The following is a 22,367-nucleotide window of genomic DNA, read 5'->3' on the forward strand; positions in this document are numbered from 1 at the left end:
GAGAGACCGTGATCGAAGAAACCTTGCTCGAAGCCGAAGAAAAGATGGACAAGGCCGTAGAGGTAGCCAAGGAAGACTTCGCTTCCGTCCGCACCGGGCGTGCCAACCCGGGCCTGTACAACAAGGTCCTGGTGGAGTACTACGGGTCACCCACCCCGCTGCAGCAGCTCGCCTCGTTCGCCATCCCGGACGCCCGCACCATCCTCATCACGCCCTTCGACAAGACGGCGCTGCGGGATATCGAACGTGCGCTCAGTGATTCCGAGGTCGGCGCCAACCCGTCCAACGACGGCAACGTCATCCGGATCACCATCCCGGAACTGACGAAGGAACGCCGCAAGGAATACGTCAAGATCGTCAAGACCAAGGGCGAGGACGCCAAGGTCTCCATCCGCAACATCCGCCGCAAGGCCAAGGAAACCCTGGACCGCCTAGTCAAGGACGGCGAAGCCGGCGAAGACGAAGGCACCCGGGCCGAGAAGGAACTGGACAGCCTGACCAAGGCGCATGTGGACGGCATCGATGAGCTGCTCAAGCGCAAGGAAGCAGAGCTGCTCGAAGTCTGATGGGCCAGGCAGATCAGGCCCCGGCATCCAGGGCGCGCATACGGGGGAAGCAGCCCAGGAGCAACCCGACGCCGAAGGCAGGGAGGAACCTCCCCGCCGCCGTGGTGGTGGGCCTGGCCATGCTCTTCGCCGTATTGGGCGGACTGCTGTTGCTCCCGCTTGCCTTCGTAGCGGTCACCACCACCTTCGCCATTTTCGGCGTGTGGGAAATCTACCGCGCCCTGGAGGCCAACGGCACCAGGATGCCCATCATCCCGGTCATGACGGGTACTGTCGCCATGCCGTTTGCCGCCTACCTCGGAGGCATTGAGAGCCTCCTGTTCGCGATGCTGCTGAGTTCAGTGGCCGTGCTCCTGTGGCGGTCCATCGAAAGCGCGGCAGGTTCCGCCAACAGCATCTTCGCCGGCGTCTTCACGCTCGGCTGGGTGCCGTTCTTCATCAGCTTCGCCATCCTGCCGCTGCACGCGGCCGGCGGTGCAACGCCCCTGGGCCTCTGGCCGGGCGGCACGGTTCCCCACGGCGCGTGGCAGGTGGCCGTGATGCTCCTGCTGGTGGTCTCCAACGACACCTTCGGATACCTGGTGGGTGCGTCCCTGGGCAAGCACCCCATGGCGCCCAAGATCAGTCCCAAGAAGTCCTGGGAAGGTTTCGCCGGCTCCATCGGCGGGGCCATCCTCATTGGAATCCTGGCCTGCCTTTATGTGCTGGACCAGCCCTGGTGGGTGGGTGTCGTCCTGGCGGTCGGCCTGGTGGCGGCTTCCACGGCTGGCGACCTGGCTGAATCCATGGTCAAGCGCGAACTGGGCATCAAGGACATGAGCAGCATCCTGCCCGGGCACGGGGGAGTCATGGACAGGCTCGACTCAATCGTGTTCGCGTCCCCGGCCGCGTTCATCCTGTACGGACTGGTGTCCGTCGCCTGACACAAACCCTGCCGGACCTGCAGAGAACCCCCGGCACAAATAAGCTGGTGCAGAAGCACCACAGCGGAAGAGCATTGAAGGAAGCATAGTGGCATTGGACATTCATCGGCAGATCCCTGCGTCCTTTGAGCGCGTCCAGCGCGGTGAGTACGGCTACAACGCCAAACAGGTGGACCAGTTCCTGCAGCAGGCGCGCGTATCGCTGGAGAATCCGGAATCAGCACCACAGCCCATCAACAGCGCGGACGTGCGGGCTGTCTCCTTCGATCCCGTCAAAGGCGGATATTCCGCCGCCATCGTGGACGCAGCCCTGGACCGGCTCGAGGATGCCTTCGCACGCCGGGAACGTGATGAGCTGATCGCTGCCAGCGGCGAGGAAGCTTGGCTGCGCGAGATCGGACACCTCTCGGGCATCCTGCGCGGCCGCCTGCACAGGCCCGACGGCGACCGCTTCCGCCGCCCCGCCAAGAAGAAGGCCCGCAGCTACAACACGGCCGACGTCGACCGGCTGTGCCGTGAGCTCATCGCCTACCTTGAGCAGGACAAGCCGCTCAGTGTGGACAGTGTCCGCCGGGCGGTCTTCCGCCCCGCCGCGGGCCGCGACGGGTACGAGGAAGCCCAGGTGGATGCCTTCCTGGACCGGGTCGTCGAGCTCATGGCTGCCATCGACTGATCCTGCCGGCCCCGCCTCAGCGTTCGGTGGCCAGCGGCCGCTCGGGGGTGTGCAGCCGGGTCATCACCTTCGACATGGTTTTGGGGATCCGTTGCGACGTTGCGCGGGACACGATGACCATCACCGCAAAGGCGGCGGGAACCGTCCACGCCGCCGGCTGGGCCAGCCAGCCGGGCGTGCTGGCTGCCCCGGCCAGGGCTCCGGCGATCATTGCCCCGCCGCACAGGACCCCGCCGGTCAGCATCCCGGCGATAGCGCCGGCGTCGGTCAGCCCGCGCCACCAGATACCCAGCAGCAGCACCGGGCAGACCGTTGAGGCCGTGAATGCGAACACCAGCCCGACGCTCCCGGCGAGGGCGAACGAATCGGTCATGAAGGCAAAGCCCAGCGGCACCACGGCGGAAATGACTGCTGCCAGCCGGAAGCTGCCCACGCCTGCCCCCAGGACGTCCTGGCTGATAACGCCGGCCAGGGAAACCACCAGCCCCGACGTGGTGGACAGGAACGCGGCGAAGGCTCCCGCCACCACCAGGGCTGACAAAAGGTCGCCCGCCGTTCCGCCCACCAGTTCCCCCGGGAGCAGCAGCACCATGGCGTCCGCCTGGCCCGCAGTAGCCAGGCCGGGAGCGAACATACGTCCCACCAGCCCGTACGCGGTGGGGAACAGGTAGAACACGGACAGCAGGCCCAGGACGATCAGCGTGGTGCGGCGGGCGGACTGCCCGTCCGGGTTGGTGTAGAAGCGCACCAGGACGTGCGGCAGGCCCAGGGTTCCGAACAGGAGGGCCACCAGGAGCGAAACGTTCTGGTAGAGGCCGGCAGGGGGCGCGCCGGTGGGGTTGACCGACGGCTGGGCGAGCGGGGCGGTTCCGCTGCCGGCAAGGACAAAGATGATGAACAGGATGGGTACGGCAAGCGCGGTGAGTTTGAGCCAGTACTGGAACGCCTGGACGAACGTGATGGAGCGCATGCCGCCCGCCACCACGGTGAGGCACACAACGATCACCACCGCCACGGATCCCACCCAGGACGGCAGGCCCGTGGTGATGCGGATGGTGAGGGCAGCACCATGGAGCTGGGGCACGATGTACAGCCAGCCCACCAGCACCACCACCAGGCTGGTCACTTTGCGGACCGGCAGGGAGTCAAGCCTGGCCTCGGTGAAGTCCGGGATGGTGTAGGCCCCGGACCTCCGCAGCGGTGCGGCCACAAAGAGCAGCAGCATCAGGTACCCCGCGGTGTAGCCCACCGGAAACCACAGCGCATCCGTGCCGGACAGCAGGATCAGGCCGGCAACACCCAGGAAGCTGGCGGCGGAAAGGTACTCGCCGCCGATGGCCGAGGCGTTCCACCACGGCCGGACCGTCCGGGAGGCAACATAGAAGTCACCGGTGGTCCGTGAAATTCGCAGGCCGTAGAAGCCGATGACCGCTGTGGCCACGGACACCCCAACCAGGGCAGCTATCGCCACTCCGGGGTTCACGGTGCCCTCACTGGTCCTCGGCCAGGTCCCGGTAGCGCGCCTCGTTGCGCGCCGCCGTCCGGATGTACAGCCACGCGCTGAGCCCGATGACCGGATAGATGCCGGCTCCCAGCAGCAGCCAGGCGAACGGAATGCCGGCCACCCGGGTTTCCGCCAGGCCGGGGACGGCCGCGAGCAGCAGGGGGAAGGCGCAAAGGATCAGCAGGAACCCGGCGGCCACCACCAGGGCCAGCCGCAGCTGGGATCTGATCAGGGACCTGACGAACACCTGGCCCACTTCCGAGTCCTGCGCGGCCTCCCTCGTCTCCTTGGCCGGACGCGCCGCTGTACGTGGAGCCGTCACCCGCACCCTGGTCATGTATTGGGCCTGATCCGGGTGGCCTCAAGCTTTTCCCGGACCGTGGGCAGGTGCCGCCTGCTGATGGGAAGGCTCGCACCCGCCACGGTGACGCTGGGACCGTCCGCGGCGAGCTTCATCGAGGTCACGTGCTTGAGGGCCACCAGGTAGGACCGGTGCGTCCGGATGAACCCCGCATCCGCCCACTGCTGTTCGAGGTCCGCAAGCGGAACCCTGATCAGGTAGCTGGCTTCGGCGGTGTGGAGCCGCGCGTAGTCCCCCTGTGCCTGGACGTACGTCACGTCGTCGCGCCTGATCATTTTGGTGGTCCCGCCCAGGTCCACCGTGATCATCTCCGGGGCGGCGCCGCCGTCGCGCAGTTCACTGATGCGGCCCACGCAGCGTGACAGGCGTTCCACCCGCACGGGCTTGAGCAGATAGTCCACTGCCGCGAGTTCGAAGGCGTCCAGTGCGTGGTCCTCGTCCGCCGTCACGAACACGACGGCGGGCGGGCGGCTGCTCCCGGCGATGGCACGGGCAATGTCCAGGCCGGACACCGCCGGCATGTGGATGTCCAGGAAGACGGCGTCAACAGGGGCGGAGGCGAGCGCTTTGAGCGCATCGCTGCCGGAGGTGGCCCGGAGGATTTTGCCCACGCGCTCGTCCTTGCCCAGCAGGAAGGCCAGTTCCTCTACGGCAGGCAGTTCATCATCAACGACGAGGACGTTAATCATGCTCCTAGGGTAGCTTTCCGGAGCCGTGACACCGTGCCGGCACCCGCGTGCAGGGCCCCGCCAGGGTCACGCATCGTGCCCGGGCTGGGACTTGGGGACCCGCATGGTAATCAGGGTTCCCTCGCCGGGCGCGGTCTCGATGACCAGCCCGTGGTCGTTGCCGTAGACCTGGCGGAGGCGGGCATCGACGTTGCGCAGGCCCACATGTTCGCCGTCCGTGTGGCCGGCCAGCATGGACTGCAGCTGCTCCGGATCCATGCCCACGCCGTCGTCCTCGATGGTCACCTCCGCGAACGCGCCGGCGTCGTTGGCGGTGATACTGATGTGTCCCGGCCCCTCCTTGGCCTCGAGCCCGTGCCGGACCGCGTTCTCCACCAGCGGCTGCAGGCTGAGGAACGGGATAACGGTGCTGAGCACTTCCGGCGCCACCCGCAGGCTGACCTGCACCCGTTCACCGAACCGGGCGCGTTCCAGCAGCAGGTACCGGTCGATGCAGCGGAGTTCCTCAGCCAGCGTGGTGAAGTCCCCGTGCCGCCGGAACGAGTACCGGGTGAAGTCGGCGAACTCAACCACCAGCTCGCGGGCGCGGGCTGGGTCCGTGTTGATGAAGGATGCGATGGCATTGAGCGAGTTGTAGATGAAATGCGGGCTGATCTGCGCGCGCAGGGCCCGCACCTCGGCCTCCATCAGCTGGGTGCGGGAGGCGTCCAGCTCCGCGAGTTCCACCTGCACGGCCACCCAGTCCGCCACTTCGCTGGTGGCCCTGACCAGCCCCGCGCCGGCGGAGGGAGCGAAGGCGGCGACGGCGCCCACCACCCGGGTGCCGGCACGCACCGGTGCGATCACGGCGGCAAGCGGGCCGCCGGTGGCCTCCGTGGCGGCGCCTGCCTCCCCGGCCGGAAGGACAGCTGTCCGGCCGCTGGCCAGGACCCCGGCAGCAAGATCCATCATCCGCGGCTTCAGGTCCTCGCCGGCACCGTCCCACGCCAGCACTCCGGAGGTGTCCATGATGGCCAGGGCGTCACAGCCCAGCAGGGTGCGCAGCTGGCGGCTGGCCTTGGCAGCGCCGGCGGGGTTGAGGCCCCGGCGCAGGTGCTGGCCCGCCTGGGACGCGGCATGCAGGGTGTGGTAAGTGGCGCGTTCAGCATCAGTGCCCAGGTCGCGGAAGGACCTGAGTACCTTGAGCCCCACGCCGACGACGACGGCGATGGCCATGGCGATGACGGCCACGGCCGCGGCGGTCAGGAGGGGGGAGTCCGGCATGGTGCCCAGCGTAGCCGCGGGTGCCGTTTGTCGCAGCATCCCGACCGTTGAGCGCCCGCAGGCCTGCAGGCACTGGAACTGGCGGGATGCAGCCCGCAGAGTGATTGCAGTCACATTTGCGGTATCCCGTCTTCCGGGCCTGCCGTTGGGTGTGTTCAGGCAAGTCTCAACGAGGAGGAACGATGGGTAACGATGCCCACACTCCGGACGCAGCGGCGTCCGTGGACTTCGAGCAGGTCCAGTCGACGGAGCAGTTCAAGGAACTGCGCAAGCGTCACCGCAGCTTTGTCTTCCCCATGGCAGTCGCATTCCTGCTGTGGTACTTCGCATATGTCCTGCTCGCCGACTATGCCGTGGACTTCATGTCCACCAAGGTCTGGGGCAACATCAACGTGGGCCTGATCCTCGGCCTGCTCCAGTTCGTCTCCACGTTCGCCATCACCGGCTGGTACGTCCACTACTCCAACAAGCGCCTCGACCCCATCGCCAAGGAAATCCGGGACGAGATCGAGGGCCACGAATTCGATAAGCACGGAAACCGAGTAGGCGGAGTCACCAAATGATCAATATCGCAACAGCGGTGGACGTGGCCGCCCTCAAGGAAACCACGCTGCTCAACATGGGCATCTTCGGCATCTTCGTGGCCGTCACCATGGTGATCGTGCTCCGCGCCAGCCGGAACAACAAGACCGCCGCGGACTACTACGCGGCCGGCCGCTCCTTCACCGGCTCGCAGAACGGAACCGCCATCGCCGGCGACTACCTTTCCGCCGCCTCCTTCCTGGGCATTACCGGCGCCATCGCCATCAACGGCTACGACGGCTTCATGTACTCCATTGGCTTCCTGGTGGCCTGGCTTGTAGCACTGCTGCTCGTTGCGGAGCTCCTGCGCAACACCGGCAAGTTCACCATGGCCGATGTGCTGTCCTTCAGGCTGAAGCAGCGGCCCGTCCGCATTGCCGCCGCCATCTCCACCCTCGCCGTCTGCTTCTTCTACCTCCTGGCCCAGATGGCAGGCGCAGGAAGCCTGATCTCGCTGCTGCTGGGCATCAGCGATTGGGGCGGCCAGGCCCTGGTGATCATCGTCGTCGGCGCCCTGATGATCATGTACGTCCTGATCGGCGGCATGAAGGGCACCACCTGGGTGCAGATCATCAAGGCCATCCTGCTGATCGCGGGCGCAGCCGTCATGACCCTGTGGGTCCTGGCAATCTACGGCTTCAACCTCTCCAGCCTTCTGGGCGCCGCAGTGGAGACGGCCAACAACCCGGCTGTCCTGAATCCCGGCCTGCAGTACGGCAAGACGGAAACCTCGAAGATCGACTTCATGTCACTTGGCCTCGCCCTGGTCCTGGGCACCGCAGCACTGCCGCACGTACTCATGCGCTTCTACACAGTCCCCACGGCCAAGGAAGCCCGTAAGTCCGTGGTGTGGTCAATTTGGCTGATCGGCCTGTTCTACCTCTTCACCCTGGTGCTTGGTTACGGTGCAGCTGCCCTGGTGGGTGCTGAGACCATCAAGGGCGCACCGGGCGGCGTGAACTCGGCTGCCCCGCTGCTGGCCTTCTACCTGGGTGGGCCGCTGCTGCTGGGCTTCATCTCGGCCGTGGCCTTCGCCACCATCCTCGCCGTTGTGGCCGGCCTGACCATCACGGCTGCCGCCTCCTTTGCCCATGACATCTACGCCAGCGTCATTTCCAAGGGCAAGGCCGACGCCGACACCGAGGTGAAGGTGGCCCGGCGCACCGTTGTGGTCATCGGCGTCCTCGCCATCCTGGGCGGCATTCTTGCCAACGGACAGAACGTGGCGTTCCTCGTGGCGCTCGCATTCGCCGTCGCCGCCTCCGCCAACCTGCCCACGATCGTCTACTCCCTGTTCTGGCGGAAGTTCACCACCCAGGGTGCGGTCTGGAGCATGTACGGCGGCCTGGGTTCCGCGATCATCCTGATCATCTTCTCGCCGGTGGTTTCCGGCGGAGCAACATCCATGATTAAGGACGCCAACTTCGCACTCTTCCCGCTGAGCAACCCGGGCATCGTGTCCATCCCCCTCGCCTTCTTCCTGGGCTGGCTCGGAACGACGCTCGACAAGAAGCGGGAGGACACCGCCAAGCAGGCCGAAATGGAAGTCCGCTCCCTTACGGGGGTGGGTGCCGAAAAGGCCGTCGACCACTGACCTGACGGCTCAATAACAAAGCCTCCGCACCGGGAACAAGTTTTCCGGTGCGGAGGCTTTGTTGTGCTGCCTGAGGCTCCCGTTAGCCTGCCGGCCGCAGCTTGATTTCGGTCATCCTGAGTTCTTCAGTGCCCTCGAAGCGGTAGGCGAGGTCCACTTCTTTGCCGTCGCAGGCGATGAGCCCGGCAACATTTGCAGACTTCACGCCGTTCTCGGTGACCACGTTGAGGTCCCTGTAGTCCGGTGTGCAGGTTTCATCCATCCCAAGACTGTTAACCCCCTCAATGAACGCTTCCTTGGACAGCTGCTCCTGGAGGGCGGGGTCAAGGTATTCGTCGTAGGCCCTTGAGCTGTCTCCGGCGAGGACCAGCTTGGTGAAGCCGTCAGCCAGCCCCCGGGCCTGGTTGGTGGCGCTGCCCACCACGTTCACCAAAATGACTATGCCCAGGACCACCAGGAGGAGGACGCCGCCGGCGCCAGCCAGGATGATCCACAGTTTCCGCCGGCTCCTGGGCGGAGGCTGCCCCGGAAGCCCGAACGGGGATGCCTGTTCCTGCCCGTAGTAGGGAGGATGTGACAGCTGCGGGGACGCCGGCCCGGCGTGGCCCGGCTGAAACGGTTCCTGGGGAGTGCTCAAGGTGGAGCCTTTCCGGAAAAATGGTGCAGCGCACCGCCTGGATGCGGGGCGGCGCTGGGCCTGTCCCGCCAATTAACTGGCATTCAGCCTATAGCGCGGCCCGCCTGGTCCGAACTCCAGCCCCCGCCGCCGTCGTGCTTTCCGCCATTGGGGGCGCCGGCTGCTAAGCCCGCCCGGGTCCACGTTCAAGGAGGGGCTGGACGCGGAAGGGAATAAGCTCTCCCATGGCAAGCGCCGTGTCGGTCCGGTCCACGCCTTCGCACGCCAGGATTTTCCCGTTGATCCGGAACAGGTCCTCGGCGTCCACCGCCACCACGCGCAGCAGCAGGTCCGCCGAACCGGTCAGGCCATAGCCCTCGAGGATCTCGGGAATGTCAGCGAGTTCCTTCGCCAGCTGGGCGAGCCGCTGCTGCTGGACATGGACGGAGATGAAGGCCATCAGCGGGTAGCCCAGGGCCGCCGGATTGATGCGCCGTTCGAAGGACAGGAAGACATGTTTCTTCTCCAGCTGCGCCATCCGCGCCTGCACGGTGTTCCGGGAGAGGCCAAGCTTCTGGGCAAGTGCCACAACGGTTTGCCGCGCATCCTGGGCCAGGGCGGAGAGCAGGCGGGCATCGGTGCCATCCAAGGCTTGCATAATGCGCAACGCTAGCACGGTCCCATGCCCTTCCGCAGAGCATTTTGCTCAGTGATCGCGCCGGTAGTTGTACCTCCTGAGCATTGTGAGTAGGGTCACAAATATCCGGGGCAACGGCGCCCGGGCGGCCGGCGGCTGAAGGGGCCACAAGTCCCAAAACCGCGGGTCAACGACGTGAGAAGGTTGCGGGCTATCGTGTCTACAGACGAAACGGGCCAGGGCGGACCAGCCGCCCCCAACAGCGCCCGGCACCCCCATGGGCAGGGGCGGGATCTGGTCCAACTGGTCACCCCAACCGGAGAGCGGATCAGCCACCCGGAGTTCGACTATTGGGTCAGGGATGTCACTGACGAGCAGTTGTGTTCCCTCTACGAGGACATGACCGTGATCCGGCGCATCGACGTCGAGGCAACTGCCCTGCAGCGGCAGGGCGAACTCGGACTGTGGCCGCCGCTGCTGGGGCAGGAAGCCGCGCAGATCGGTTCGGGCCGGGCGCTCCGCACGGACGACTTTGTGTTCTCCAGCTACCGGGAGAACGGGGTGGCCTACTGCCGGGGAGTGGACCTGACGGACATCCTCCGGGTATGGCGCGGCACTGCGTCCTCGGGCTGGGATCCCTACACCATCAACATGGCCACCCCGCAGATCATCATCGGCGCCCAGACCCTCCACGCCACCGGCTATGCAATGGGCATCCAGAATGACGGCGCCGATTCCGTCGCCGTGACCTATTTCGGTGACGGTGCCACCAGCGAGGGCGATGTCAACGAGGCCATGGTCTTCGCGGCAAGTTTCCAGGTGCCCGTGGTGTTCTTCTGCACCAACAACCACTGGGCCATCTCCGAGCCCGTACGGCTCCAGTCGCACATCCAGCTGGCCGATAGGGCAGCCGGATTCGGCATCCCCAGCCTGCGCGTGGACGGCAACGACGTCCTGGCCGTGATGGCAGCCACCCGCGTGGCCCTGGACCGGGCCCGCCGCGGCGGCGGCCCCACGTTCATCGAGGCCGTCAGTTACCGCATGGGCCCGCACACCACGGCGGATGACCCAACGCGCTACCGCGACGCCAACGAACTCGAGGACTGGGCGGCCCGGGACCCGATCAGCCGGATAGCCGCTCTTCTCGAGCGGAAGGGCCTGCTGTCCGCGGAACTGCAGCAAGACGTTAAGGACAAGGCCGACGCCGTGGCACGCGAGATGCGGACGGGCTGCACCACCATGCCGGACCCGGAGCCCCTGGACGTTTTCAAGAACGTCTACAGCACGCCCAACTCGTGGCTGGACCGGCAGCAGGACCACTACGCCCGTTACCTGGCCACCTTCGGTGATCCCGCAGGAGCCGTTTCAGAAGAAGGTGCACGCTGATGACCCAGATGACCTTTGCCCGCGCCATCAACGCGGGCCTGCGGAAGTCCCTGGAGAACGACCCCAAAGTGGTGCTCATGGGTGAGGACATCGGCACCCTCGGCGGCGTGTTCCGGGTGACCGACGGGCTGCAGAAGGACTTCGGCACGCACCGGGTGGTGGATACCCCCCTGGCCGAATCAGCCATTGTGGGCACCGCCGTCGGCCTCGCCTACCGCGGGTACCGCCCAGTGGTGGAGATCCAGTTCGACGGATTCATCTATCCGGCGTTCGACCAGATCGTCAGCCAGGTGGCCAAGCTCCACTACCGCACCCGCGGGGCAGTCAAGATGCCCATCACCATCAGGGTTCCGTTCGGCGGCGGGATCGGCTCTCCCGAGCACCACTCCGAATCGCCGGAGGCCTACTTCACGCACACATCCGGCCTGCGCGTGGTCACAGTTTCCAGCCCGCAGGATGCCTACACGGTGATCCAGCAGGCCATCTCCTGCGATGACCCCGTGCTCTACTTCGAGCCCAAGCGGCGTTACCACGACAAAGGCGACGTTGATGAGTCCCTTGACCACGCCGCTCCCGTGCCCATGGGCCAGGCGCGCGTCCTCACCCAGGGCACCGACGTCACGCTGGTGGCTTACGGCCCGCTTGTAAAGACGGCTCTGGACGCCGCGTCGGCCGCCGCCGATGAAGGAGTCTCCATCGAGGTCATCGACCTGCGCTCGCTGGCACCGGTGGACTACGAAACAATTGTGGCCTCCGTCCGCAGGACCGGGCACCTGGTCATCACCCACGAGGCCGCACAATCGGGCGGCCTGGGGGCGGAAGTGGCCGCCAGCATTACCGAGCGGTGCTTCTACCACCTGGAGGCGGCACCTGTCCGGGTCACCGGGTTCGATATTCCCTACCCATACTCAAAGCTTGAGATGCACCACCTGCCGGGCCTGGACCGGATCCTGGACGGCGTGGACCGTGCCCTGGGCCGGCCGAACTCCCTCAGCGGGCTGGAAGGATGAGCGGGACCATGATCAAGGAATTCCGGCTGCCGGACCTGGGCGAAGGCCTCACCGAATCGGAGATCCTCAGCTGGAAGGTGGGGGTGGGCGATACCGTCACCCTCAACCAGGTGATCGCCGAGGTTGAGACTGCCAAGGCAGTGGTGGAGCTCCCGTCCCCGTTTGCCGGGGTTATCAGGGAGCTCCACGAACAGCCGGGCGCCGTCGTGGAGGTGGGCAAGCCGATCGTCTCCTTCGAGGTGGCGGATGACGCCGGCCCGGCACCGTCCGGGACAGGCGGCGCCTCTGCTGGGGCCAGGGATGCGGGCCAGGATGCGGTCGAGGATGTTGGCAGGGCCGCGGGGCAGGCAACGGGGGAGAGCTCCGCCGGGACCCCCAAGAGGGAGCCAAACCTCGTGGGCTACGGTGCCGTCGTCGAAAGCACCGGCCGGCCCGCACGGCGCCCGCGGACCTTCCCGGCGGCTGGTCCTGCCGATGCCCTGCCTGCGGAAACCAGGCCCGCGGCAACCACGCCTGCCGAGATCATGCCTGCCGACCCCATGCCCGCGGAGACCACGCGTGACACAGACAAAACTCCCGCGGTTGAGCACACCGCGGCTGCGACGGGCCAGCTCGCAGGCGAGCGCCCACGGTCCACTCCTCCTGTCCGGAAGCTGGCCAAAGACCTTGGCGTGGACCTGGCCAGGGTTACCGGCACTGGACCCCAGGGACTGATTACCCGGGAGGACGTCCAGCACTTCATGGGCAGCCAGTCTGCGGACGCAGGGTCGGCCGGCGGGGATGCCGCGGACCTTGCGGGTGTGCGGGCCGGCCAGGGTGAGCGGGAAACGCGCACGGCCATCAAGGGGGTCCGCAAGTTCACGGCCGCCGCCATGGTGCAGAGTGCTTTCACCGCGCCGCATGCCACTGAATTCCTGACCGTCGACGTCACTCCTTCCATGGAGCTGCTGGCGAGGCTTCGGGACAGCAAGGAGTTTGCGGGCGTCAAGCTCACTCCGCTGACCCTGGCCGCGAAAGCGGTGCTGATCGCCCTCCGGCGGAATCCTGCGCTCAACTCGCGCTGGGACGGGGAGAACCAAGAGATCGTCACGTTCCATTACGTGAACCTGGGCATAGCAGCCGCCACGCCCCGGGGGCTGACGGTACCCAACATCAAGGATGCGGATTCGTTGTCCCTGGTCCGCCTGGCGGAAGCGCTCTCGGCGCTCGCGGACACAGCCCGTGCCGGCAAAACCGCGCCACCCGATCTGTCCGGAGGGACAATCTCGATCACCAATATCGGTGTTTTTGGCATTGATGCCGGCACCCCCATCCTGAACCCGGGCGAAGCGGCGATCCTCGCCCTGGGAGCCGTGCGAAAGATGCCTTGGGAGGACCGCGGGAAAGTTGCCCTGCGCCAGGTGATGACCCTCAGCCTCTCCTTCGACCACCGGCTGGTGGACGGCGAACAGGGCTCGCGCTTCCTTGCGGACGTCGGTGCCATCCTTGCTGACCCCGGCCTGGTGCTGACCATGGTGTGACCCGGGTAGTTTTTGTCCAGATATGCAGGGTTCCAGCCGGTTTAAGCCTGCATACCTGGACAAACTCCGGATTCAGTGGTTGGTGTGGCAGTCCGCCAGCAGTGCGGCGAGGGCCATGCTCTCGAGCAAGGGCCGGGCTGTTCCGGACGCCATCTTCCGGCCGTGGCTTCGGACCGAGTGGGGGGTGGAGTTGATGAGCCCGAACGTGGCATGGGCCCGCATCCGGAGCTCCGAAGCGTCGGTCTCGGGACGGAGCCCCGCGAGGACCTCCACCCACACCTCCACATAGCTCCTTTGAAGGGTCCTGACCGCCTCCTGGTCCTCATCGGAGAGGCAGCTGAAATCCCTGTCCTGGACCCTGATGACGTCCGGCTTGCCCAGCGCGAAGTCCACCTGGAACGCCACCAGGCCGCGCAGGGCCACCAGGGGATCCGCATTTTCTGCCGCCACCCGGCGCCCGCCGTCCAGGAGTTCCTGGCTGACGGTGACCAGCAGGTCCGCCAGGACCGCCTGTTTGCCGGGAAAGTGGCGGTATACGGCCGGGCCGCTGACGCCGGCGGCAGCCCCCAGATCCTCCAGGGAGACACGGCTGAACCCGTGCAGCGCAAACAGCGAAGCTGCAGCGGACAGGAGCGCCTGGCGGCGGTTCTCCTTGGCCCGGCTGCGTTGGGTTGTGCTGGTGGACTGGTTTGGCCTGGCGGGCTCGGGTGGGCTGCTGGGCCGGGTTGCGCTGCCGGGCTGGGTTGTGCTGCTGGCCGCAGCGGCGTCGGTGCTTGGCACAATTCCTCCTCGGACCCCGGAAGTCTAGCAAGGCAGCTGTCGTGTTGGACATCACAGTTAATCGAGACTAACCTGAATTTCAGTTATTGAGCACTAACCGAGTTGGCTTCTTGCCCCCGGCCGGAACAGGAACAGGACGCGTCGATGGAGACCCTTGCCAGCAGGATCGACCCCGCCAGCAGCACTTTCCTGGCAAACCGCGAAGCGCAGCTGCTGCTGACGGAGGACCTGCGGAAAAGGCTCGCGGACGCTGCCCTGGGCGGACCGGAAAAGTCGAGGCAGCGGCACACCGGCAGGGGCAAGCTCCTGCCCCGCGAGCGCATCGACCGGCTCCTGGATGACGGCAGCCCGTTCCTCGAAATCGCCCCGCTGGCAGCCAACGGCATGTACAACAACGAGGCCCCCGGCGCGGGGGTCATTGCAGGCATCGGCCTGGTCCACGGCCGCCACGTGCTGGTGATTTCCAACGACGCCACCGTCAAAGGCGGGACGTACTATCCGCTGACGGTGAAGAAACACCTGCGGGCCCAGGAAATAGCCCTCGAGAACAGGCTTCCGTGCATCTACCTGGTGGATTCCGGCGGCGCTTTCCTGCCCAAGCAGGACGAGGTGTTTCCGGACCGGGACCACTTCGGCCGCATCTTCTACAACCAGGCCCGGCTGTCAGCGGCCAAGATTCCCCAGATCGCCTCGGTCATGGGGTCCTGCACGGCCGGCGGCGCGTACGTGCCTGCCATGAGCGACGAAACAGTGATTGTCCGCAACCAGGGCACCATCTTCCTGGGCGGGCCGCCGCTTGTGAAGGCTGCGATCGGCGAAATCGTCACGCCGGAGGAGCTCGGCGGCGGGGAAGTGCATTCGAGGATCTCCGGCGTCACCGACCACCTCGCCGAAAACGACGAGCACGCGCTGCAGATCATCCGGGACATCGTGTCCACGCTCCCGCCCTCTGCGCCGCCCGCCTGGGAGGTGGACGCCGCCGTCGAACCAACAGCTGCGCAGGCGGAGCTTTACGGTGCCGTCCCCACGGACGTCAACGCCGCCTACGACGTCCATGAGGTCATTGCCCGGCTGGTGGACGGCAGCCGGTTCCACGAATTCAAGAAGGAGTACGGCGCCACGCTGGTCACCGGGTTCGCGCGGCTGCACGGGCACCCGGTGGGGATCGTGGCCAACAACGGCGTGCTCTTCAGCGAATCCTCCCTCAAGGGGGCCCACTTCGTCGAACTCTGCGACCAGCGCGGCATCCCGCTGGTCTTCCTGCAGAACATCTCCGGCTTCATGGTGGGCAGGGACTCGGAACAGGGCGGCATCGCCAAGAACGGGGCCAAGATGGTCACCGCCGTAGCCACCGCCCGGGTACCCAAGCTGACAGTGGTCATTGGTGGTTCCTTCGGCGCCGGCAATTACTCCATGTGCGGGCGTGCCTACTCACCACGGTTCCTGTGGATGTGGCCGGCCGCCCGGATCTCGGTCATGGGCGGCAACCAGGCCTCCAGCGTGCTCGCCACCGTCAAACGGGACCAGTACGAAGCCGCCGGACAGGATTGGTCCGCCGAGGACGAGGAAGCCTTCAAGGAACCCATCCGCCGGCAGTACGAGGACCAGGGCAGCCCGTACTACTCCACAGCCCGCCTCTGGGATGACGGAGTGATCGATCCTGCCGATACACGCACCGTCCTGGGCCTGGCACTGGACGTGGTGGCCCGTACGCCGTTGCCGGAAACCTCATTCGGCCTCTTCAGGATGTGAGCGAGCACATGACCACACCTTCCCTTACCGGAACGCCCGCCGCCACCCGGCCGATGTTCGGAACTGTCCTGGTGGCCAACCGCGGCGAAATCGCCTGCCGCGTGATCCGGACTCTCAGGGCGCTGGGCATCCGTCCGGTGGCCGTCTACAGCGATGCCGACGCCGGTGCCCGGCACGTGCGCGAAGCGGAGACCGCCGTCAGGATCGGCCCGGCAGCGGCCACGGAGAGCTACCTGAACATCGGGGCGATCATCGATGCCTGCCGCAGGACCGGGGCGGAGGCGGTGCACCCCGGCTACGGCTTCCTCAGCGAGAACGTGGAATTCGCCCGGGCCCTGGAACAGGCCGGGATCGCGTTCATCGGCCCGGGCGTGGAGGCCCTGAACATCATGGGGGACAAGATCCGGTCCAAGAACCATGTGGCGGGCTACGGCGTCCCCGTGGTGCCCGGCGTGGCAAAACCGGGGATGACCGATGCGCAGCTGGTTGACGCGGCCGCCGGCGTGGGTTTTCCGCTGCTGATCAAGCCCTCCGCGGGCGGCGGGGGCAAGGGCATGCATGTGGTGCAGCGCCCAGAAGACCTTGCGGCCACGCTGGCCACGGCCAGGCGGGTGGCGGCCAGCGCCTTCGGCGACGACACCCTGTTCCTGGAACGCCTGGTCACCACCCCGCGGCACATTGAGGTGCAGGTCCTGGCGGACAACCACGGCAACGTTATCCACCTGGGCGAACGCGAATGTTCACTGCAGCGGCGGCACCAGAAGGTCATCGAGGAGGCGCCGTCGCCGCTGCTCGAGGCCCTGCCCGACGGCGCCGCCATCCGCGCCCGGATCGGTGAAGCTGCCTGCAGCGCGGCCCGCAGCGTGAACTACAGCGGCGCGGGAACGGTCGAATTCCTCGTCTCCGACGACGCGCCGGACCAGTTCTACTTCATGGAGATGAACACCAGGCTGCAGGTTGAGCATCCCGTCACCGAGATGGTTACCGGCATCGACCTCGTCGAGTGGCAGGTGCGGATCGCCGCCGGCGGGGAACTCACCGTCCGGCAGGCCGACGTCGAACTTCACGGCCACGCCGCGGAAGCGCGCGTCTACGCAGAGGTACCCGAGAGGAACTTCCTGCCTTCCACCGGAACGGTGCTGCTGCTGGACGAACTGCCCGGTCCACAGCAACGTCCCAGTGCCCCCGCCCGCGTGGCAACGGAAACGCCCCGCGGCAGGGTGCGGGTGGACTCGTCCCTGGTGGAGGGTGTGGAGGTTTCCTCCAGCTACGACCCCATGATTTCCAAGGTCATCGCGTGGGGGGAGGACCGTACAGCCGCCCTGGACACCCTGGATGCGGCGCTCGCCGGCTATACGGCGCTCGGCCTGGACACCAATGTGGAATACCTGCGGCTGCTGATCAATGATGCCGATGTCCGCGCCGGGCGGCTGGAGACCGGGCTGATCGAACGCAAACTGCCCGGTTTGTCCTTCCGGAGGGCTGCCGACGCCGAGCTGGCGGCGGCAGCGCTCTTCACCCTCGCCATGGAGGAACAGAACAACACGCCGCCGGCCCCGGGGCCCTGGCAGGCACGCAACGGCTGGCGGCTCGGCGCGCAGGCGCCGCGCCTGGTCAGCCTGGGAACGCCCGACGGCGGCGTTACGGCCGTGCGGGTCAGCGGCGCCCGGGATGCGGGCGGGGACAGGGACGGCGCTGTTCCGGACGGCACGGCTTCGGACGGCACTGTTTCCGGGAGGATGTTCCTCGTGGCCGTGGGGGACGGGCCTGCCCGGCCGGCGCGGCTGGAATTCCCCTCCCGGCGGCAGGCAGTGCTGACCCTCGACGGCCGCACCAGTACGTACTCCATTGCGTCGGTCTTCCGCGGCCCGGCCGACCCAACCCGTGATTCGCCAGTTGTCGGCATACCCGCGGAACTGTTCCTGGGCAATGGGGGCTGGTCCTGCCGGCTGGACGTACTGAGCCGCGAAGCGAGGCTTGACCGGGTGCTTGCGGCCCTCCAGCGGGAGGAGGGCGCCACCGATCCCGCGGTGCGTTCACCCATGCCGGGAACAGTGGTCTCCGTTCCGGTCAGTGACGGGGACACCGTGGCGGCCGGCCAGCTTCTCGTCTCGGTCGAGGCCATGAAGATGGAGCACCAGCTGGTGGCCCCGCTGGACGGCACCGTCCATCTCACCGCCCGCCCCGGCGACCTGGTGAAGGCGGACCAGGTGCTGGCCACCATCCACCCCCACACAGGCGCCGCAGGCGAAGATACGGGCGCAGAAACAGACACACCCAATGGCGAAGGAGCCTAGGCATGGCAGGTTTTGAACTCAACGAGGAATACCAGGACCTCAGCGACACGGTCCGGGACTTCGCGGACAACGTGGTGGCGCCGGTGTCCGCCAAGCACGACGAAGAGCACAGCTTCCCGTACGGCGTGGTCAAGCAGATGGCGGAAATGGGGCTGTTCGGGCTGCCCTTCCCCGAGGAATTCGGCGGCATGGGCGGGGACTACTTTGCCCTGGCCCTCGCCCTGGAGCAGCTGGGCCGGGTGGACCAGTCCGTGGCCATCACCCTGGAAGCCGGCGTCTCGCTGGGAGCCATGCCCATCTACCGCTTTGGCACGGACGCCCAGAAACAGGAGTGGCTGCCCATGCTCGCGTCCGGCCAGGCGCTCGCCGGATTCGGGCTGACCGAACCGGAAGCCGGATCGGACGCGGGCGGCACCAAAACCACGGCGCGGCGCGAGACCGTCGGAGACAAGACAGAGTGGGTGATCAACGGCAATAAGGAGTTCATCACCAACTCCGGAACGGACATCACCCGGCTGGTGACGGTCACCGCTGTTACCGGGCAGAAGGACCGCGGGGACGGCACGGTGCAGAAGGAAATCTCCACCATCCTGGTGCCCACGGACACTCCCGGTTTCAAGGCGGAAAAACCGTACAACAAAGTGGGCTGGAACGCCTCGGACACCCACCCGCTGACGCTGAAGGATGTCCGCGTTCCGGAAGGGAACCTGCTCGGAGCGGAGGGCCGCGGCTACGCCAATTTCCTGTCCATCCTCGATGAAGGGCGGATCGCCATTGCCGCGCTGGCTGCGGGCGCAGCACAGGGCTGCGTGGACCTGTCAGTCAAGTACGCCAAGGAGCGCAGCGCCTTCGGCCACCAGATCGGCAAGTACCAGGCCATCTCCTTCAAGATCGCACGCATGGAGGCCCGTGCCCACACCGCCCGCCTGGCGTACTACGATGCGGCGTTCCGCATGCTTGCCGGAAAGCCGTTCAAGACCCAGGCAGCCATCGCTAAGATGGTCGCAGGCGAGGCAGCCATGGACAACGCGCGGGATGCCACCCAGGTATTCGGCGGCTATGGCTTCATCAACGAGTTCACCGTGGCACGCCACTACCGCGACTCCAAGATCCTTGAAGTGGGGGAAGGCACCACGGAGGTGCAGCTGATGCTGATCGCCCGCGAACTGGGTCTGTAGTACTGGCACTGTAGTAACTGGCACCGTAGCCCGCCTGAGAGGATCACCGATGATTGACAAGGTTGTTGCCAGCGCTGACGAAGCCATAGCGGACATCCCGGACGGCGCCTCCCTGGCCGTGGGCGGATTCGGCCTCTGTGGAATCCCGGTCACCCTCATTGACGCACTGCACCGGGCAGGCACAACAAACCTGGAAACCATCAGCAACAACTGCGGCGTGGACGACTGGGGACTCGGCATCCTGCTCCGGGACGCGCGGATCCGCCGCACCATCAGCTCCTACGTGGGCGAGAACAAGGAGTTCGCCCGGCAGTACCTGGCGGGTGAGCTTGAGGTGGTGCTCACCCCGCAGGGCACCCTGGCCGAGAAGCTGCGCGCCGGCGGCGCCGGGATCCCTGGCTTCTACACCAAGGCAGGGGTGGGCACGCAGGTATCGGAGGGCGGGCTGCCCCAAAAGTACGACGCCGAGGGCGGGATTGCCGTGGCTTCCGCGCCTAAGGAGGTGCGCTCCTTTGGCGGGGTCGACTATGTGCTGGAGGAAGCCCTGACCCCGGACTTCGGGCTTGTCCATGCATGGAAAGGGGACCGGCACGGAAACCTGGTCTTCCACGCCACCGCCATGAACTTCAACCCCCTGTGTGCCATGGCCGGCAGGATCACCATTGCCGAGGTGGAGGAGCTCGTGGAGCCGGGCGAGCTGGACCCGGAACACATCCACACCCCTGGCATCTTCGTCCAGCGTGTGGTCCTCGCCGCAAACGCTGAGAAACGCATCGAAAAACGGACCGTGGCCCTGGCCCGGCCCGGACAGGCAGCATCCGCACACAACGCCGGCAGCCCCCGGCAGGCAGGAGCATAGCCATGGACCCCAACAGCCCCGACGCTCCCCGGCCCGAAGGCGTGCGGCCAGAGTACCGCCGGGCGGCCGCGCAGCAGCACGAGGTGGAGGCTGACGGAGCCGGCGCCAAAGGGTGGACCCGGAACGAACTGGCGGCCCGGGTGGCCAAGGAGCTCAGCAACGGCCAGTACGTCAACCTGGGCATCGGCATGCCCACCCTCATCCCCAACTACATCCCCGATGGCGTGGAAGTGGTGCTCCACTCGGAGAACGGAATCCTCGGCGTCGGCCCCTATCCGGAGGAAAACGCCATTGATCCGGACCTGATCAACGCGGGCAAGGAGACAGTCACCGTCAACAAAGGTGCCGCGTTCTTCGATTCGGCTTCTTCCTTCGGCATGATCCGCGGCGGCCACGTGGACGTGGCCGTCCTGGGCGCCATGGAGGTGGCCGCCAACGGTGACCTGGCCAACTGGATGATTCCGGGCAAGATGGTCAAGGGAATGGGCGGCGCCATGGACCTGGTGTTCGGCGCCAAGAAGGTCATCGTGATGATGGAGCACGTGGACCGCAACGGGAACCCGAAGATCGTCCAGGAGTGCTCCCTGCCGCTGACCGGCAAAGGCTGCGTGGACCGGATCATCACGGACCTGGCCGTCATCGACGTCGTGGCGGACGAATACGGGTCCCGGCTGGTGCTGCGCGAGCTGGCGCCCAACGTGTCAGCGGAGGACGTGGCCGCCGCCACCGGGGCCGAGCTGTTCGAAGAGGACCAGGAACTGACCGTATGAGCGGCGGTGGCGGTGCTGCGGCAGGCTCAACCGGCGGGGAACCGCGGGTGGTCGAACAGCGGGGACTGTACTTCGAGGAACTGGAAGAAGGGGTCACGTACGCCCACCGCCCTGGCCGCACCGTGACAGAGGCGGACAACGTCCTGTTCACCACGCTCACCATGAACACCCAGGCCCTGCACCTGGATGCCGCCTGGAGCGCCGGGCAGCCCTTCGGCCAGCGCCTCATGAACTCCATGTTCACCCTGGCCACCATGGTGGGACAGTCCGTTTCCCAGCTGACCCAGGGGACCATCATTGCGCAGCTTGGCCTTACTGATGTTTCCTTTCCGCACCCGCTCTACCACGGTGACACGCTTTACACCGAGACGGTCATCAGCGGAAAGCGGCTCTCGGGCTCCCGGCCCGGGCAGGGAATCGTCACCATGGAGCACACAGGCCGCAACCAGGACGGCACGGTGGTGGCACTTGCCACGCGGAGCTGCCTGATGTGGACGCGGGAGGCCCATACGGGCCAGCCCGGCAGAGGGCAGGGGAACGGACAGGAGACAATGCCGGTATGACTTTTGTAATGGGTCCCGCCCTGCTGTTCTGCCCCGCCGACCGGCCCGAGCGCTACCAGAAGGCCGCTGCCAGGGCGGACGCCGTGATCCTGGACCTTGAAGACGCCGTGGCGCCGGCGGACAAGCAGCGCGCCCGCGGCGCCATCCTCGCCCAGCTGGGAACCACGGGGGTGGAACCGGAGCTGGAACCCAGCTGCACCATCGTGCGGGTGAATCCCGCGGGCACCGAGGAGTTCGAGAAGGATCTTCACTGCCTGGCCCACACGCCCTACCGGACGGTCATGCTGGCCAAAGCGGAAACCGTCCAGCAGCTCGAAGCCCTGGACGGCTACAAGGTCATCGCTCTGTGTGAAACAGCGCTGGGAGTCCTCAACGCCCCCGCCATGGCAGCCGCCCCCAACGTGGTGGGCCTGATGTGGGGGGCAGAGGACCTGCTGGCATCGCTGGGCGGCACGTCCAGCAGGAAGGCCGACGGCGGTTACCGGGCCGTGGCGCTGCACGCCCGTTCCGCCGTGCTGCTGGCTGCGCGCGCCCACGGCAAGGAGGCGGTGGACGCGGTGTACACGGACATCCCGGATCTTGCCGGGCTGGAGGAGGAAGCGGCCGACGCCGTGGCCTCCGGCTTCAGCTCCAAAGCGTGCATTCATCCGAGCCAGGCCGCCGTGGTCCGGGCCGCCTACGCACCCTCCGCCGCCGACGTCGCGGATGCTGAAGCCCTCCTCGAGGCTGCAGCAGCCGCCGGCTCGGGAGTGTTCAAGCACCAAGGAAAGATGATCGACGGTCCCATCCTCAAGCACGCCCAGGAAATCATCCGCCGCGCCCAGGCCATCGGTTAGCCGCCCGG

General features: G+C 66.7%; 22 protein-coding genes. 15 read left to right on the plus strand and 7 right to left on the minus strand.

Translation table 11 applies throughout. From position 1 onward, the window contains the following. Window positions 1-8: 8 nt before the first annotated feature. The 3 genes from frr (at window position 9) to IEX43_RS04895 (ending at window position 2,162) form a co-directional block, all read left to right on the plus strand. Entirely contained in the window at window positions 9-566 is a 558-nt protein-coding gene (frr, locus tag IEX43_RS04885; RefSeq protein ID WP_066274709.1) for a ribosome recycling factor, read from the plus strand. After that, on the plus strand, window positions 566-1,489 hold the full coding sequence (locus IEX43_RS04890) for a phosphatidate cytidylyltransferase (protein WP_188732163.1): 924 nt from the start codon (window positions 566-568) through the stop codon (window positions 1,487-1,489). Before frr ends, IEX43_RS04890 begins: the two co-directional genes overlap by 1 nt. Window positions 1,490-1,577: 88 nt before the next feature. After that, a complete protein-coding gene (locus IEX43_RS04895; RefSeq protein WP_188809320.1) occupies window positions 1,578-2,162 on the plus strand; it encodes a DivIVA domain-containing protein in 585 nt (194 codons plus the stop codon). 16 nt (window positions 2,163-2,178) lie between these two features. Here IEX43_RS04895 and IEX43_RS04900 read toward each other — a convergent pair whose 3' ends face one another. From IEX43_RS04900 to IEX43_RS04915, 4 genes are all read right to left on the minus strand, one after another. Continuing rightward, window positions 2,179-3,645: a sodium/solute symporter gene (locus tag IEX43_RS04900; RefSeq protein WP_188809321.1), complete on the minus strand. Its 1,467-nt coding sequence runs from the start codon at window positions 3,643-3,645 to the stop codon at window positions 2,179-2,181. A 7-nt stretch (window positions 3,646-3,652) separates the two neighbouring features. Beyond that, window positions 3,653-4,003, minus strand: coding sequence for a DUF485 domain-containing protein (locus IEX43_RS04905; RefSeq protein WP_104185237.1), 351 nt, complete (start codon window positions 4,001-4,003; stop codon window positions 3,653-3,655). Beyond that, complete coding sequence (locus IEX43_RS04910; RefSeq protein WP_188809322.1) at window positions 4,000-4,716, minus strand: LytR/AlgR family response regulator transcription factor; 717 nt, start codon at window positions 4,714-4,716, stop codon at window positions 4,000-4,002. The genes IEX43_RS04905 and IEX43_RS04910 overlap by 4 nt, the downstream gene beginning before the upstream one ends. Before the next feature lie 66 nt (window positions 4,717-4,782). Further along, window positions 4,783-5,979: a sensor histidine kinase gene (locus tag IEX43_RS04915; RefSeq protein WP_066280479.1), complete on the minus strand. Its 1,197-nt coding sequence runs from the start codon at window positions 5,977-5,979 to the stop codon at window positions 4,783-4,785. Between the two features lie 182 nt (window positions 5,980-6,161). Between IEX43_RS04915 and IEX43_RS04920 the strand changes: the two genes are divergently transcribed. Together IEX43_RS04920 and IEX43_RS04925 are read left to right on the plus strand one after the other, a co-directional pair. Beyond that, window positions 6,162-6,542 (plus strand): DUF485 domain-containing protein, encoded by a 381-nt coding sequence (locus tag IEX43_RS04920; protein ID WP_066274718.1) that lies wholly within the window; start codon window positions 6,162-6,164, stop codon window positions 6,540-6,542. After that, the gene (locus IEX43_RS04925; RefSeq protein ID WP_188809323.1) at window positions 6,539-8,155 is read left to right on the plus strand and encodes a solute symporter family protein; all 1,617 of its coding nucleotides are present in this window, start codon (window positions 6,539-6,541) and stop codon (window positions 8,153-8,155) included. Before IEX43_RS04920 ends, IEX43_RS04925 begins: the two co-directional genes overlap by 4 nt. An 82-nt stretch (window positions 8,156-8,237) precedes the next feature. On the opposite strand, the gene IEX43_RS04930 is transcribed toward IEX43_RS04925, so the two are convergent. Together IEX43_RS04930 and IEX43_RS04935 are read right to left on the minus strand one after the other, a co-directional pair. Beyond that, a complete protein-coding gene (locus IEX43_RS04930; RefSeq protein WP_188809324.1) occupies window positions 8,238-8,792 on the minus strand; it encodes a hypothetical protein in 555 nt (184 codons plus the stop codon). A gap of 163 nt (window positions 8,793-8,955) precedes the next feature. Continuing rightward, window positions 8,956-9,429: an Lrp/AsnC family transcriptional regulator gene (locus tag IEX43_RS04935; protein WP_188809325.1), complete on the minus strand. Its 474-nt coding sequence runs from the start codon at window positions 9,427-9,429 to the stop codon at window positions 8,956-8,958. A 195-nt stretch (window positions 9,430-9,624) separates the two neighbouring features. Here IEX43_RS04935 and pdhA point away from each other — a divergent pair, with 195 nt between their 5' ends. From pdhA to IEX43_RS04950, 3 genes are read left to right on the plus strand one after another with little or no spacing between them, the layout of a single operon-like run. Further along, window positions 9,625-10,794: a pyruvate dehydrogenase (acetyl-transferring) E1 component subunit alpha gene (gene pdhA / locus IEX43_RS04940; RefSeq protein ID WP_188809326.1), complete on the plus strand. Its 1,170-nt coding sequence runs from the start codon at window positions 9,625-9,627 to the stop codon at window positions 10,792-10,794. Next, window positions 10,794-11,804 carry an alpha-ketoacid dehydrogenase subunit beta gene (locus IEX43_RS04945; RefSeq protein ID WP_188809327.1) on the plus strand — a complete coding sequence of 337 codons (1,011 nt, stop codon included), beginning with the start codon at window positions 10,794-10,796 and terminating at the stop codon, window positions 11,802-11,804. The genes pdhA and IEX43_RS04945 overlap by 1 nt, the downstream gene beginning before the upstream one ends. After that, on the plus strand, window positions 11,801-13,324 hold the full coding sequence (locus IEX43_RS04950) for a dihydrolipoamide acetyltransferase family protein (RefSeq protein WP_188809328.1): 1,524 nt from the start codon (window positions 11,801-11,803) through the stop codon (window positions 13,322-13,324). The genes IEX43_RS04945 and IEX43_RS04950 overlap by 4 nt, the downstream gene beginning before the upstream one ends. 72 nt (window positions 13,325-13,396) lie before the next feature. Here IEX43_RS04950 and IEX43_RS04955 read toward each other — a convergent pair whose 3' ends face one another. Continuing rightward, window positions 13,397-14,104, minus strand: a complete 708-nt coding sequence (locus IEX43_RS04955; RefSeq protein WP_188809329.1) for an SACE_7040 family transcriptional regulator — start codon at window positions 14,102-14,104, stop codon at window positions 13,397-13,399. Window positions 14,105-14,248: 144 nt separating this feature from the next. On the opposite strand from IEX43_RS04955, the gene IEX43_RS04960 reads away from it, so the two are divergent. Genes IEX43_RS04960 through IEX43_RS04990 form a run of 7 tightly spaced genes read left to right on the plus strand, consistent with a single transcriptional unit; the run spans window position 14,249 to window position 22,359 of the window. Next, on the plus strand, window positions 14,249-15,856 hold the full coding sequence (locus tag IEX43_RS04960; RefSeq protein WP_188809330.1) for a carboxyl transferase domain-containing protein: 1,608 nt from the start codon (window positions 14,249-14,251) through the stop codon (window positions 15,854-15,856). Window positions 15,857-15,864: 8 nt separating this feature from the next. Continuing rightward, window positions 15,865-18,153, plus strand: coding sequence for an acetyl/propionyl/methylcrotonyl-CoA carboxylase subunit alpha (locus IEX43_RS04965; protein ID WP_188809331.1), 2,289 nt, complete (start codon window positions 15,865-15,867; stop codon window positions 18,151-18,153). A gap of 2 nt (window positions 18,154-18,155) precedes the next feature. Next, a complete protein-coding gene (locus IEX43_RS04970) occupies window positions 18,156-19,331 on the plus strand; it encodes an acyl-CoA dehydrogenase family protein (RefSeq protein WP_188809332.1) in 1,176 nt (391 codons plus the stop codon). 49 nt (window positions 19,332-19,380) lie between these two features. Further along, complete coding sequence (locus tag IEX43_RS04975; RefSeq protein WP_188809333.1) at window positions 19,381-20,190, plus strand: CoA transferase subunit A; 810 nt, start codon at window positions 19,381-19,383, stop codon at window positions 20,188-20,190. Between the two features lie 2 nt (window positions 20,191-20,192). After that, window positions 20,193-20,960: a CoA transferase subunit B gene (locus tag IEX43_RS04980; protein ID WP_229666314.1), complete on the plus strand. Its 768-nt coding sequence runs from the start codon at window positions 20,193-20,195 to the stop codon at window positions 20,958-20,960. Continuing rightward, window positions 20,957-21,523, plus strand: a complete 567-nt coding sequence (locus IEX43_RS04985) for a MaoC family dehydratase (protein ID WP_188809334.1) — start codon at window positions 20,957-20,959, stop codon at window positions 21,521-21,523. Before IEX43_RS04980 ends, IEX43_RS04985 begins: the two co-directional genes overlap by 4 nt. Further along, the gene (locus IEX43_RS04990) at window positions 21,520-22,359 is read left to right on the plus strand and encodes an HpcH/HpaI aldolase/citrate lyase family protein (protein WP_188809335.1); all 840 of its coding nucleotides are present in this window, start codon (window positions 21,520-21,522) and stop codon (window positions 22,357-22,359) included. The genes IEX43_RS04985 and IEX43_RS04990 overlap by 4 nt, the downstream gene beginning before the upstream one ends. The last annotated feature ends 8 nt before the right edge of the window (window positions 22,360-22,367 follow it).

Origin of the sequence: Pseudarthrobacter polychromogenes, assembly GCF_014644495.1 — a bacterium.
Lineage (GTDB): Bacteria > Actinomycetota > Actinomycetes > Actinomycetales > Micrococcaceae > Arthrobacter > Arthrobacter polychromogenes.

Coding starts and splice junctions, on each gene's coding strand:
- IEX43_RS04890 (WP_188732163.1), top strand. CDS start 566: ATGGGCCAGGCAGATCAGGCCCCGGCATCCAGGGCGCGCATACGGGGG.
- IEX43_RS04905 (WP_104185237.1), bottom strand. CDS start 4,003: ATGACCAGGGTGCGGGTGACGGCTCCACGTACAGCGGCGCGTCCGGCC.
- IEX43_RS04910 (WP_188809322.1), bottom strand. CDS start 4,716: ATGATTAACGTCCTCGTCGTTGATGATGAACTGCCTGCCGTAGAGGAA.
- IEX43_RS04915 (WP_066280479.1), bottom strand. CDS start 5,979: ATGCCGGACTCCCCCCTCCTGACCGCCGCGGCCGTGGCCGTCATCGCC.
- IEX43_RS04920 (WP_066274718.1), top strand. CDS start 6,162: ATGGGTAACGATGCCCACACTCCGGACGCAGCGGCGTCCGTGGACTTC.
- IEX43_RS04925 (WP_188809323.1), top strand. CDS start 6,539: ATGATCAATATCGCAACAGCGGTGGACGTGGCCGCCCTCAAGGAAACC.
- IEX43_RS04935 (WP_188809325.1), bottom strand. CDS start 9,429: ATGCAAGCCTTGGATGGCACCGATGCCCGCCTGCTCTCCGCCCTGGCC.
- IEX43_RS04945 (WP_188809327.1), top strand. CDS start 10,794: ATGACCCAGATGACCTTTGCCCGCGCCATCAACGCGGGCCTGCGGAAG.
- IEX43_RS04950 (WP_188809328.1), top strand. CDS start 11,801: ATGAGCGGGACCATGATCAAGGAATTCCGGCTGCCGGACCTGGGCGAA.
- IEX43_RS04960 (WP_188809330.1), top strand. CDS start 14,249: ATGGAGACCCTTGCCAGCAGGATCGACCCCGCCAGCAGCACTTTCCTG.
- IEX43_RS04965 (WP_188809331.1), top strand. CDS start 15,865: ATGACCACACCTTCCCTTACCGGAACGCCCGCCGCCACCCGGCCGATG.
- IEX43_RS04970 (WP_188809332.1), top strand. CDS start 18,156: ATGGCAGGTTTTGAACTCAACGAGGAATACCAGGACCTCAGCGACACG.
- IEX43_RS04975 (WP_188809333.1), top strand. CDS start 19,381: ATGATTGACAAGGTTGTTGCCAGCGCTGACGAAGCCATAGCGGACATC.
- IEX43_RS04980 (WP_229666314.1), top strand. CDS start 20,193: ATGGACCCCAACAGCCCCGACGCTCCCCGGCCCGAAGGCGTGCGGCCA.
- IEX43_RS04985 (WP_188809334.1), top strand. CDS start 20,957: ATGAGCGGCGGTGGCGGTGCTGCGGCAGGCTCAACCGGCGGGGAACCG.
- IEX43_RS04990 (WP_188809335.1), top strand. CDS start 21,520: ATGACTTTTGTAATGGGTCCCGCCCTGCTGTTCTGCCCCGCCGACCGG.